At 64.0% G+C, this 11,942-nt stretch carries 14 protein-coding genes; 11 read left to right on the forward strand and 3 right to left on the reverse strand.

All coding sequences use genetic code 11. The annotated features are described in order from the left end of the window. Nucleotides 1–307 precede the first annotated feature (307 nt). The gene (locus AB0323_RS18140; RefSeq protein WP_366178569.1) at nt 308–739 is read left to right on the forward strand and encodes an SRPBCC domain-containing protein; all 432 of its coding nucleotides are present in this window, start codon (nt 308–310) and stop codon (nt 737–739) included. A gap of 9 nt (nt 740–748) precedes the next feature. Here AB0323_RS18140 and AB0323_RS18145 read toward each other — a convergent pair whose 3' ends face one another. Further along, entirely contained in the window at nt 749–1,486 is a 738-nt protein-coding gene (locus tag AB0323_RS18145) for a GAF and ANTAR domain-containing protein (RefSeq protein WP_366178570.1), read from the reverse strand. Nucleotides 1,487–2,205: 719 nt separating this feature from the next. On the opposite strand from AB0323_RS18145, the gene AB0323_RS18150 reads away from it, so the two are divergent. From AB0323_RS18150 to AB0323_RS18175, 6 genes are all read left to right on the forward strand, one after another. Further along, the gene (locus tag AB0323_RS18150) at nt 2,206–2,397 is read left to right on the forward strand and encodes a hypothetical protein (RefSeq protein ID WP_366178571.1); all 192 of its coding nucleotides are present in this window, start codon (nt 2,206–2,208) and stop codon (nt 2,395–2,397) included. 236 nt (nt 2,398–2,633) lie between these two features. Then, entirely contained in the window at nt 2,634–3,446 is an 813-nt protein-coding gene (locus tag AB0323_RS18155) for a DeoR/GlpR family DNA-binding transcription regulator (protein ID WP_366178572.1), read from the forward strand. Then, a complete protein-coding gene (locus AB0323_RS18160; protein ID WP_366178573.1) occupies nt 3,443–4,450 on the forward strand; it encodes a hexose kinase in 1,008 nt (335 codons plus the stop codon). Before AB0323_RS18155 ends, AB0323_RS18160 begins: the two co-directional genes overlap by 4 nt. A 2-nt stretch (nt 4,451–4,452) precedes the next feature. After that, the gene (locus tag AB0323_RS18165) at nt 4,453–6,498 is read left to right on the forward strand and encodes a fructose-specific PTS transporter subunit EIIC (protein WP_366178574.1); all 2,046 of its coding nucleotides are present in this window, start codon (nt 4,453–4,455) and stop codon (nt 6,496–6,498) included. Between the two features lie 34 nt (nt 6,499–6,532). After that, entirely contained in the window at nt 6,533–8,242 is a 1,710-nt protein-coding gene (gene ptsP / locus AB0323_RS18170) for a phosphoenolpyruvate--protein phosphotransferase (RefSeq protein ID WP_366178575.1), read from the forward strand. Between the two features lie 33 nt (nt 8,243–8,275). Next, entirely contained in the window at nt 8,276–8,554 is a 279-nt protein-coding gene (locus AB0323_RS18175; RefSeq protein ID WP_059388405.1) for an HPr family phosphocarrier protein, read from the forward strand. A gap of 95 nt (nt 8,555–8,649) precedes the next feature. Here AB0323_RS18175 and AB0323_RS18180 read toward each other — a convergent pair whose 3' ends face one another. Next, on the reverse strand, nt 8,650–9,600 hold the full coding sequence (locus tag AB0323_RS18180; RefSeq protein ID WP_366178576.1) for a DNA topoisomerase IB: 951 nt from the start codon (nt 9,598–9,600) through the stop codon (nt 8,650–8,652). 33 nt (nt 9,601–9,633) lie between these two features. Next, nucleotides 9,634–10,113: a DNA starvation/stationary phase protection protein gene (locus AB0323_RS18185; RefSeq protein WP_366178577.1), complete on the reverse strand. Its 480-nt coding sequence runs from the start codon at nt 10,111–10,113 to the stop codon at nt 9,634–9,636. A 327-nt stretch (nt 10,114–10,440) separates the two neighbouring features. Between AB0323_RS18185 and AB0323_RS18190 the strand changes: the two genes are divergently transcribed. The 4 genes from AB0323_RS18190 (at nt 10,441) to AB0323_RS18205 (ending at nt 11,670) form a co-directional block, all read left to right on the forward strand. Continuing rightward, on the forward strand, nt 10,441–10,611 hold the full coding sequence (locus tag AB0323_RS18190) for a DUF2207 domain-containing protein (RefSeq protein WP_139359614.1): 171 nt from the start codon (nt 10,441–10,443) through the stop codon (nt 10,609–10,611). A gap of 93 nt (nt 10,612–10,704) precedes the next feature. Beyond that, complete coding sequence (locus tag AB0323_RS18195) at nt 10,705–10,881, forward strand: CsbD family protein (RefSeq protein WP_366178578.1); 177 nt, start codon at nt 10,705–10,707, stop codon at nt 10,879–10,881. A 66-nt stretch (nt 10,882–10,947) separates the two neighbouring features. After that, nucleotides 10,948–11,376, forward strand: coding sequence for a hypothetical protein (locus tag AB0323_RS18200; RefSeq protein WP_366178579.1), 429 nt, complete (start codon nt 10,948–10,950; stop codon nt 11,374–11,376). Between the two features lie 27 nt (nt 11,377–11,403). Beyond that, a complete protein-coding gene (locus tag AB0323_RS18205) occupies nt 11,404–11,670 on the forward strand; it encodes a Rho termination factor N-terminal domain-containing protein (protein ID WP_284980531.1) in 267 nt (88 codons plus the stop codon). The last annotated feature ends 272 nt before the right edge of the window (nt 11,671–11,942 follow it).

Genomic DNA, 11,942 nt, shown 5'->3' on the forward strand with positions numbered 1-11,942 from the left:
CATGGTTCTGAATGGGAACTCAATGTGTGGGACATCACGCTACGGACCCGGCATTTCCCGGACATGGGCAAACTGCACGATGCTGCATGCACCCGGAAGGCGAACTGCCTAAGGACCATCGAACTCTGACTATCGCCCCAGTTCAGAGCCACAATTCTTGGATGTGCTGCGAGCCTAAATGAAATCAGCCGGAATCTCTTGGCGTGCTCGGAAGCGCATTTTGGCAAGCCTCCGCTGGCCTGTCCACGTCGGGCGTAAACTCTGTTGCGCCGGCGCCGGGGCGCCGACCACGGAATAGGAGACTGATATGGCGGGCAACTTCACAGCGAGTTCATCCATCATGATCCAGGCAAGCGCTGATCGCGTCTGGTCAGTGCTTACGGATCCCCAAGCCATCAAGGAGTTCATGTTCGGGACAGAGGTAGTCACAGACTGGACGGTCGGCGGGCCCATCGTCTGGCGCGGTATCTGGAAGGGCAAGGAGTACGAAGACAAGGGCACCATCCTGGAATTCGAGCCCGGGAAGCGACTGGTGAACACCCATTTCAGTCCGCTGTCCGGACAAGACGACACCCCGGAGAACTACCACACCCTGACGTGGACGCTTGAGCCTGCAGGCGGGATGACGAAGCTGACCTTGGCCCAGGACAACAACGCCAGTCCGGATGAAGCCGCGCATTCGAAGGGCATGTGGGACAGCCTCGTGGAGAGTGTCAAAAACATCGCGGAGCGCAGCTAGCAGAGTCGCTTAAGGCTCGAAATGCAGGACCGGCGTTTCGTTCGACAAGGACAGCAAGAGGGATTCCGCGACTTCCCTCAGTTTCTGGTTCCTGCCATTTGAGGCCTTGGTCAGAATCCTGAAGGCTTCCTCCTGGCTGCACCTGTTCTGGCCCATGATGACGCCAGTCGCCAGATCGATGGCGGTCCGGGAACGCATTGCCTGCTCGAGGTCTTCCGCACGTTGTTGCGTGGCACCGATCCGGACAGCCAGCTTCAAGGCCTTTTCTGCCTGGTTTGCGAACTGCTCGCAGCTGTGTACAGAGGCTTCGTCGAAGGCATCGCGCTGCGGGGCGAAAAGGTTGATAGCCGCCGTCGCGCCTTCTTCCAGGCCCAGGGGGACGCAGAGCACGGCCAGGTGCCCGCGTTCGGCGATCGTTGCGCAGTATTCGGGCCACCGCGAGTCCGCGGATGTGTCAGAAACGAGTACGGACTTCCCGGTTCTCATCGCTTCCAGGCACGGTCCGTCTCCGTATGCTTGCTGCACTTCGTCAATGAGGCGCGCTTCGCGGCTGCTTCCCGCCACCGTCATCGATCGGCGGCGTCTGCTCAACGTAACGCCACACAGGACGTCTTGAGCGCGTGCAGCGGACACCGACGACGCCGTGAATACCGCAAGGTCTTCGAGGAAGCCGCTAACGTCTTCGCTGTCGAGGACCAGATCCTGGAGACGGCCCACGACCGACGCGTTCAAGCCTATTTCGTCCATGGCTCAGTCTACGGGCAGCGGGGCGGCAATGGAGGAAAAGAGCCTGCCAAAACAAGGTCCGCCACTTGGACAAATGCCCCGCCGCTCTTGCGCACAGTGGACGAGCAGTGCACAATTCTTCTACAGTCCGTGCAGAAGTCCGGACAAGGCCGAGGTCTTCGGCCTGTTTTCGCTCAAGCAGCCGGGCGCCATGTCACTCAGCGTGAAGGTGCTGCCCGATGAGCAAATTCCTGTTACCGGCGCGGGGCTAGGCGATGTCCACCCTCTCCGAATCCGCGATTCCTCACGAACCACATCAACCCGGCGCTGCTCCGCTTTGGTGTGCCGCCTGCGGAACAGACAAGCACCTGGCCATCGAATCCATCCAGGCCCGAACTCCAAGGTCTTCCCAACAGCTTGCCGTCTTCTACACGTGCACTTCCTGCGGGTTGTCCTACAGCCATGCAGCCACCGTCCAGCAGGCGGGGGCCATCCTGAATCGTCGGGGGATTCAGGATGGCCTCCTGGAGTTCGGAAAACACTATTTCCACTGCGGCGAACCCCTCCGTGAAGTGAAAACCGCGCTGCGACGCTTCGAAGCACCGCAGACGGGCCGGCCCCGATCGCGCAGTTCTCCCCAAGAAGCCCTTCTCCGCACCAAGATCTTGAGATGCGGTTGCGGGTTCGAGTTGGAAATACCTGCTTAGCCACGACTTGCGGCATTACCCGAAGGAAGCACCATGAAGGTTGAAAGTACACACCCTCGCCGCCCCGAGGAGGACTCGCGGCAAAAGCCCGATGAGCTGGGTCAACAGAGGAACAAGCAGTGGCAAACCGCCGATTCCTCTACCCGGTCGCGTTTGCCCGACCCCCCTGACCCGGACAACCTCCCCATCGACTACCCCGGTCCGCGCGAAATCGAGTGGCCGTAGGGCACTTCCCGGTCCAGCGATAGATTCTGCTGGATCATTCCGGCATCCAGAGCACCTCAGAGCGCCCCAGAGCACGCCCCAAAACCACCTCTCACCAAGCAAAACCAAACCCACAATCTTTGTTTATGTTGTTTTCTGTTGACAGACCAACATGAACAAAGATAGAGTCAAGCAATTCCACATCATGTGATCGCTGTCACTGGTGTACCAGATCGCTTGTACGCAATGGAGGGTATGTGTTTGCCGAGGAGCGCCAACAGCTGATCTCCGAGCTCGTGGCCGAGCGTGGGCGGGTCAGCGTCACAGACCTTGCGGATCGATTCAGCATCACTACGGAGACCGTCCGCCGCGACCTGGCTGCCCTCGAATCCGCCGGCAATCTTCGCCGCGTGCACGGCGGGGCAGTCCCGTCGGACCGCCTCAGCACCCGCGAGGAAAGCGTGGTTGAACGGGCCATCCAGCGCCAGCCGGAAAAGGTCCGCATCGCCGAGGCCGCCCTTGCCCTCATTCCCGAGAACGCGGCCGGGAGCATCCTGATCGATGCCGGCTCCACCACCGAGGCCCTCGCCCGATTGCTGGACCAGCGCACCGCACAGCGCACGGCGTCCTCCAACGGGAACACCCCGCGTGAAGAACTCGTGGTCATCACCCATGCCATCCCCATCGCCGGACGGCTCTCCGGAAACCCGCACATCGCCCTCCAGATCCTGGGCGGCCGCGTCCGCGGGCTCACCCAGGCCGCCGTCGGGCAGTCCACGGTCGAGGCCGCTTCCCGGCTCCGCCCGGACATCGCCTTCGTCGGCGCCAACGGTATCCACGCCACGTTCGGGCTCAGCACCCCTGACCCCGAAGAAGCCGCCGTCAAGGCCGCCTTCGTCACGTCCGCACGGCGCGTCGTCGTCCTCGCGGATTCCTCCAAGCTGGACGCGGAAACCCTGGTCCAGTTCGCTGCCCTGAAAGATGTGGACACCGTGATTACTGACCACGAACCCTCCGAGGAGCTCTCCGCCGCTTTGGCCGAGGCCGGCGTCGACGTGGTGATCGCATGATCGTCACCCTGACCGCCAACCCGAGCCTGGACCGCACCGTGGAGCTTCCAGCCCCCTTGGCCCGCGGCGAGGTTCAACGTGCCGTCGCCGTCCACCAGCACTCCGGTGGCAAGGGCGTCAATGTCTCCCGGGCGCTGGTCGCCTCGGGCCTGGACACCGTTGCCGTCCTGCCTGGCGGGGATTCCGATCCCGTCCTCGCTGGACTGCTCGACGACGGTGTCCCCTACGCGGCGCTTCCCATCAGTGCGCCGCTGCGCAGCAACGTGACGCTCACCGAACCGGACGGCGTCACCACCAAGATCAACGAACCCGGCCCGGAGTTGAGCCTGGACGAGCAGGAAGCCCTGATCGGGCTGCTGCTGGACCGCTCCCGTGGCGCGAGCTGGGTGGTACTCGCCGGATCGCTCCCACCAGGAGTTCCGGCGGATTTTTACGCCACGGTCGCCCGCCGGCTCCGTTCCACGCACAACGATCCGGCAAATGGCGGACCGCCGCGTATCGCGATCGATTCCTCCGGGGCCCCGCTGGTTGCCGCCATAAGTGGCGATTCACTCGGCAACATCAGTGGCAAGCCCGATCTCTTGAAGCCCAACGCGGAAGAACTGGCCGAACTGGCCGCCGCAGCGGGCCTCACCGACGTCCACACGGCTGACGAACTGGAAGCGGACCCGGGCCTTGCCGCCAGGGCAGCCGCCGCCGTCGTCGGCAGCGGTGTGGGTGCAGTACTCGCAACACTCGGTTCCAAGGGCGCCGTCCTGGTAACCGCCGACGGCGCGTGGTTTGCCACGCATCCGCCGATCCAAGCCGTCAGCACAGTTGGTGCCGGCGATTCATCCCTTGCTGGCTACCTGCTGGCCGCCACCAACGGCGGAACCTCGCAGGACTGCCTCCGTCAGGCTGTGGCACATGGTGCCGCCGCTGCTTCGCTGCCGGGCTCCACTGTCCCGGCGGTCCACCAAACAACTCCCGACGCCGTATCCATCACGGCCCTTCAGAAGGACTAACAGTGACCCAGCTCATCACCCCCCAACTGGTCTCCCTTGACCAGAACCTCGGCGATTCTCCCGCCGATGTCATCCGCTTCCTGGCAGGCAAAGTTGCTGCAGCCGGGCGCGCCTCCGAGGTTGAGGGGCTCTTCGCGGACGCCTTCGCCCGCGAGCAGAAGACCGCCACGGGCGTACCGGGCGGCATCGCCATCCCGCACTGCCGCTCAGTCGCCGTGACTGAACCCGCCTTGGCGATGGCCCGGCTCTCCCAGAAAGTGGACTTCGGTGCCAAGGACGGCCCCGCGGACATCATCTTCTTCATCGCTGCACCGGAAGGAGCGGACCAGGAGCACCTGAAGCTGCTCTCCAAGCTGGCCCGCTCCCTCATCAAGAAGGACTTCACGGCGGCCCTCCGCGCGGCTGCCACCGGGCAGGACATCGTCGACCTGGTTGAAGGCGCGTTGGCGGACAAGCCGGCTGCGCATGCGGCAGAGTCGGCAGCACCCGTCGCCGAGGCTGCCCCGGCCCGTGCCGCTTCTGCGGCTGGACCCAAGCGCATCGTAGCCGTCACGGCTTGCCCCACCGGCATCGCCCACACCTACATGGCAGCCGATTCCCTCGTGGCTGCGGCCAAGGAAATGGGCGTCGACCTTCAGGTTGAAACCCAGGGCTCGGGCGGATTCACCGCGTTGGACCCGTCAGTCATTGCCGCCGCGGACGCCGTGATCTTCGCAGTAGACGTCGATGTCCGCGGAAAGGAGCGCTTCGCCGGCAAGCCGGTCATCAACGCGCCCGTAAAGCGCGGCATTGACGAGCCGGCCAAGATGGTTCAGGAAGCCATCGCCGCCTCCTCCGACCCCCACGCGCACCGCGTTCCGCACTTCGGTGCCGAAGAGAACGCCGAACACGCATCCGAAGCCGCTAGCGAGCATTTCGGCACCAAGGTCAAGAAGGTCCTGCTGACCGGTGTCAGCTACATGATCCCGTTCGTCGCCGGTGGTGGCCTGCTGATCGCTTTGGGCTTCCTGTTGGGCGGCTATGAGATCGCCGGTGCGGCCGACAAGATTCTTGGCGCCAACACCCTTGGCAGCCTGCCCACCGAGTTCCCCGCGCACGCTTGGGGCCCACTGGGCGCTTACCTAGGCGCCGTGCTGTTCAAGATCGGCGCCTTGTCGCTTGGCTTCCTCGTCCCTGCCTTGGCGGGCTACATCGCTTACGGCATCGCGGACCGGCCCGGCATCGCTCCTGGTTTCGTCTCCGGCGCTGTTGCAGGCTACATGGGCGCCGGCTTCCTGGGCGGCCTCGTCGGCGGCCTGCTGGCTGGTGTCACTGCACATTGGATCGGCACCTTCAGGGTTCCCCGCTGGCTGCGCGGCCTCATGCCCGTGGTCATCATCCCGCTAGCGGCCTCGATCGTTGCATCCGGGCTGATGTTCCTGGTTCTCGGCGGCCCCATCGCTGCCATCACCAAGGGCCTCAACACTTGGCTCTCTGGCATGACGGGCGTTTCTGCCATCGTTCTCGGCATCATCCTGGGCCTCATGATGTGCTTCGACCTGGGCGGTCCCGTCAACAAGGTTGCCTACTCCTTTGCCGTGGCCGGCCTTGGGGCCGGAAGCGTGGCCAACCAGGCTCCTTGGCAGATCATGGCTGCCGTTATGGCGGCCGGCATGGTGCCGCCGCTGGCCATGGCACTGGCAACCGTGCTCAACAAGAAGGGCTTCAGCCTGGCCGAGCGTGAAAACGGCAAGGCCGCCTGGCTGCTGGGCGCCTCCTTCATCTCCGAAGGCGCTATCCCGTTCGCAGCTGCCGACCCACTCCGCGTGATCCCGGCCAGCATGGTGGGCGGCGCAGTGACGGGTGCCTTGAGCATGGCGTTCGGGGTCACCTCTCAGGCTCCGCACGGCGGAATCTTCGTCTTCTTCGCTATGAACAACTTCCTGTTGTTCTTCGGCTCGATCGCAGTCGGCGCCGTCATCACAGCTTTCCTCCTGCTCGCACTCAAGCGCTGGGCAGTCCGGAAGCCGGTTGAGGCAGAGCAGACTCCGGTCGCCGTCGCAGCCTGACCCCACCGTCAGCAAGCAAATAGAGGACTAATCCATGCAGACCTTTTCAGGTGTAGGCGTTGCCCCCGGGCGTGTTCTGGGGCCGGTGCGGCAGATGCCGAAGCCGGTCCAAGAGCCCCACGTGAACGTCAACATTCCTGCGGACGTTACCGTCGAATCGCAGGGCCAGCGCATCAAGGATGCCGCCAAGGCCGTGCAGGCGGAACTCCGTGCCCGAGCCGCCACAGCGTCCGGCGAAGGCAAAGAGGTCCTGGAAGCAACTGCCCTGATGGCCGCCGATCCCATGCTGGTGAAATCGGCCATCAGGCTCCTCTCCCCCGAGGCCCCAGGCGGCGCACGTACCGCTGAACGGGCCATCTGGGAGGCAGCCGCCACGGTTGCCGACTCATTGAAGGCCCTCGGCGGCTACATGGCAGAGCGCGTGGCCGACGTCCTGGACGTCCGTGCCCGCATCGTCTCTGAACTGCGCGGGCTGCCCGCACCGGGGATCCCGGCGTCGGACGTTCCGTTCATCCTGGCCGCCGAGGACCTCGCCCCGGCAGACACCGCCACCCTGGACCCCGCCAAGGTGATCGCGTTGATCACCTCAAGCGGCGGCCCGCAGTCCCACACCGCGATCCTGGCCCGCGCCCTCGGCCTGCCGGCGATCGTCGCCGCCCCGGGGGTCGAGGAGATCCGGGACGGCACCGAGGTCTACCTCGACGGTGCTGCCGGGACCATCACAGTTGACCCCGGCGAGGAACTCCGGCTTGCGGCCAAGGCCTGGGCCAACCAGGCGTCTGCGATTGCCGCCTTCAGCGGGAACAACGCCATGGCCGACGGGTTCCGGGTTCCGCTGCTCGCCAACGTCGGTACGGGCGCGGACGCGGTCAAAGCCGCCGACGCCGGTGCCGAGGGCGTCGGTCTGCTGCGCACCGAATTCTGTTTCCTGGATCGCGACGACGAACCAACCGTCGAGGAGCAGATCACCGCCTATGGCGCCGTCTTCGCCGCGTTCCCGGGCAAGAAGGTAGTGGTCCGAACCCTCGACGCCGGCGCGGACAAACCCCTGCCTTTCCTCACCAACGCAGACGAACCCAACCCCGCGCTGGGCGTCCGCGGGTACCGCACCGACCTCACCTCGCCCGGCGTCCTCGAACGCCAGTTGACGGCGATCGCCGCGGCAGAGGCGGCCAACCAGGCGGAAGTGTGGGTCATGGCCCCCATGATCTCCACGGCCGAGGAAGCCGCGCATTTCGCAGCCCTCTGCTCGGCCGCCGGATTGAAGACCCCCGGCGTCATGGTTGAGGTCCCGTCGGCCGCCCTGACCGCCGCCTCCGTGCTGCGCGAAGTGAGCTTCGCGTCTCTCGGAACCAACGACCTCACCCAGTACGCGATGGCCGCGGACCGGCAGCTCGGCCCGCTTGCCAAGCTCAATGATCCCTGGCAGCCCGCCGTGCTGCAGCTCGTGAAGCTGACCGCCGACGGCGCTGCTGCCGCCAGCGCGGGCGGCAGCGCCCGGCCCGTGGGAGTGTGCGGTGAGGCAGCCGCGGACCCGGCCCTCGCCGTCGTACTTGTTGGACTGGGCGTCGCGACGCTTTCCATGAGTGCACGCGCCCTGGCCGCCGTTTCGGCTGTCCTGGCAACTGTTACGGTGGCACAAGCCCAAAAGCTCGCGACGGCGGCACTGGCCGGCCCGAGCGCATCCGCCGCGCGCCAAACCGTTCGCGCCCAGCTGCCTATCCTGGACGAGCTGGGTCTCTAGACTTTCCCCAAGCCCACAATCGAAGGAGCAACAATGTCCGAACGTACCGCCACCATCGCCAGCCGCGTCGGCCTGCACGCCCGCCCGGCAGCCATCTTCGCCGAAGCCGCCGGCGAGCTGGACATCGAAGTCACCATCGCCCGCGAAGGCGAGCCTGCCGACGACGCCATGGACGCCGCCAGCATCCTGTCCCTCATGAGCCTCGGAGCTTCATTCGGCGACGTCGTCGTACTGCGCGCGGAGGGTGCCGGGGCCGACGAAGCCCTGGACCGCCTCGTGAAGATCCTCGAAACGGACCACGACGCCGAGTAACCCCACTGAGCATGCTCTCCGTTGACACTCAGGGATGGACATATTCCTGATATGTCCATCCCTCGCAGCCAACGGGGAGCATGCTCCTTGTTAAATCAGGGCAATGACCCCAGGTAGGCCGCAATCTCCGACTCGGTTGCCTTCAGCTGTTCGAAATCACCCGCAAGGAAACCCTCCACGACGCGCGGATCGACGTAGGCTGCCCTCGCCACCGTAGGCGTGTTGCCGAGCAGTTCGGCGGTTTCCTTGATCGCCTCGAGGACTCGCTGGCGGGCCGGCACATTAGATCTGCCTGCGAGCGCCATGCCGGCCGCCGCGGTCCCTTTCCAGGTACGGAAGTCCTTGGCCGTGTAGTTGCCGCCCGTGATGTGGCGAAGGTACTCGTTGACCATCGCGGCATTCAGGGAGACCAGGCCCTCACCGTCCTGGAAGGCCAGCAGTACTTCCTTGCCGGGCCTGCCTGCCAACGGTCCGAGGAACCGGGCCAGCACAGGGTCCTCGATGGTAGAATCCCAGGTTTGCCCGCTTTTCCCCGGGAAATGCAAGGAAACCTTATCCCCGTTGACCTTTACGTGTTTGCACCTCAGCGTGGTCAGCCCGTACGAGCCGTTGCGGCGCGTATAGCCGTCGGATCCAACCCGCAAGGCGCCGAGATCCATGAGCCGCACGGCCGCGGCCAAGGTTTTGGTCTTCTCCGACGCCGACTCCCGCAGATGGCGCGAGACCAGACGGCGCGCCTGCGGCAGGAGGGCTCCGAGGCGCGCAGCCCGGGCGAACTTTTCCGCATCCTGGCGAGCCCGCCAGTCCGGGTGGTAGATGTATTGGCTCCGACCGGCGTCGTCCACTCCCATTGCCTGGATATGCCCGTTCGCGAACGGGCATATCCAGACGTCGGTCCACGCAGGAGGAATCGCCAGCGCTTCAATGCGTTTGCGCTCCCCACCGGCGATTAGCGATCCGTCCGGACGGTGGTAACTGAATCCGCGGCCGGACCTTCGCCGGGAAATGCCCGGAGTGCCGGGTTTGCTGCGGCGGAGCCGTGCCATGCCTTGGCGCCGCTTGCCTGTCTTCCCGGGTTCCTAGGCTTCCTGCGGGTCTGCCACTGAGGCACTGGCTGTCATGATCTCGGCACTGATCATCCAGGCGAGCTGTTCCAAACGGGCGATGAACGCGTGGAGGAGGTCCGCCGTCGTGGGGTCTTCTTCATCTACTTCGTCGTGGACATCACGCATGGTCTGGACAGTCCGCTCCAGGCGGTCGGTGATCAACTTCACGGCGTCCGTGGTTTTGGTCAATCCCGCAGGGAATTGCTCCAGCCTGGTTGAGCCCGCAATGGTGGTGCTCCGGCCATCGGGAAGGGCGTGGAGCGCCCGCATCCTTTCGGCGGTTTCGTCGGCGAACTCCCGGGCGGCTGCGACGACTTCGTCAAGCTGCAGATGCAGATCCCGGAAATTGGGGCCAACGATGTTCCAATGGGCCTGTTTTCCCTGGAGCTGGAGTTCAATCAGATCCGTCAGGACCAGCTGGAGATTATCTGCCAGGGTTTGCGATGCTTTCACGTTTTCTCCTCCTAAACGACCATCCGCTGCGTGCGCTGGAAACCTGCGCACGACCTTCCGTTTACCCTACGACGATATCCAAAAACTTTTATAAGTGTACTTAGTACTTGATTTGATAAGCGTACTTAGTAGTACGATGGAGGAAGTCGGTGGCGGTTCGTAAGGGATGAAAATTCCGTAGACGGGCGCATCCGCTGCAGCAAGACCTCGCATGGGGTCTGGGGGCCTGGCGGGGAACCACAGTTCGCATGCGAACTGACAATCGAATACATCGCAAGGGGCCACGGCGCTTGCCGGCGGTCCCGCTGAAGTAAGGAATGTGTCATTGTGAACACTCTTCTGATCATTGCAGGCGTTGTGGCAATCGTTCTTCTGCTCGTCGGCGGCTTCTCGCAGGCCGTGAGCTGGCTCCTCTGGGTCGGCGTGGTCCTCCTGATCGTCGCGGCCATCGGCTGGCTTCTCAGCTTCATGTCCGGCCGTCGGTCACACGGAGTTTGACCGACAACAGCATTTAGGACGCGTGGCCCATCGGCCGGGCGCGCGGCGCCCGGCGGATTGAAGTAAATCCATTACCAGCAAAGGAGTACGTCCATGGGTGCAGATGACAAGATCCAGAACGCCGGAGAAAAGCTCGCAGGCAAATCCAAGGAAGCGGCTGGAAAGGTGACGGGTAACGAGAGGCTCGAAGCCGAAGGCAAGATGGATCAAACCAAGAGCGACCTGAAATCGGCCGGCGAAAAGGTCAAGGACGCTTTCAAGAAGGACTAAATCCGCTCGAAGTGCGGCTTCCGCCTCGCGCGGGAGCCGCACTTCCCGCTTCAAGGAGTTAAGTCGATGCCGACTATCTCTGACCCGATCGTTCCCGACGGCGCACCTCGCCCAAGAGCGGAACGAATCTGGTGCGCCACTTGCCGCACTGCCGTGCACGTGATCCTGGATTCCATCGAGCCGCTTAAACCACCGGTGGGAGAGCTCGTGGATGTCGCTTACACGTGCGTCGAATGCGACACGTTCTATGCCCACGCTGCGACCTTCCAGGACGTCGCGGCCATCCTGAACCAGCGAGGCTCGGTATCAGGTGTGCTGCAATTCGGTGGCGAATACATCCATTGCGGCGAACCTATGAAGATTTCGGGAACAGGATTCCACAGCGTGTACGCGCCAATGTCCACTGAGGACCCCGCCGTCGACCTTCTCGACGTGTACCTGGCGACAAAGGTGTTGCAGTGCCGTTGCGGGTTCCGGATGGAGCTTCCGTCTTAGCCGGCATCTTGACCGCAGGAGGACCACATGCCAAACAAGAAGAATCCCAGCCTCAAGGACCCGGAACTCTATGAAACCCTGAGGGAGGATGGTGCCTCGAAGGAAAAGGCAGCCAGAATCTCGAATGCCGCTGCCAAGGAAGGCCGCAAGGAAATCGGCCATCGTGGGGGCACCTCGGGCGACTATGAGGACTGGACCGTGCCCCAACTGAAGTCCCGGGCCAAGGAACTGGGGCTCACTGGGTACTCAGGCAAGAAGAAATCCGAACTGATCTCGGCGCTGCGAAACCACTAGGCCATCCAAGGGGACATGCCCTCCGCTCGAGCCCAGGAACGGACATATTCGCATTATGCCCATCCCTCGCTTCACACGAGGGACATGTGCCTCGCCCCCGCCCAGGCCCGGAGGGACATGTCCAGTGCTCACGGGAAGAACCGCACTGGTCCCCAGGGGACATGCCCTCCGCTCGAACCCAGGAACGGACATATTCGCATTATGCCCATCCCTCGCTTCACACGAGGGACATGTGCCTCGCCCCCGCCCAGGCCCGGAGGGACATGTCCAGT

Origin of the sequence: Arthrobacter sp. NPDC080031 (genome assembly GCF_040702485.1) — a bacterium.
Classification (GTDB): domain Bacteria; phylum Actinomycetota; class Actinomycetes; order Actinomycetales; family Micrococcaceae; genus Arthrobacter.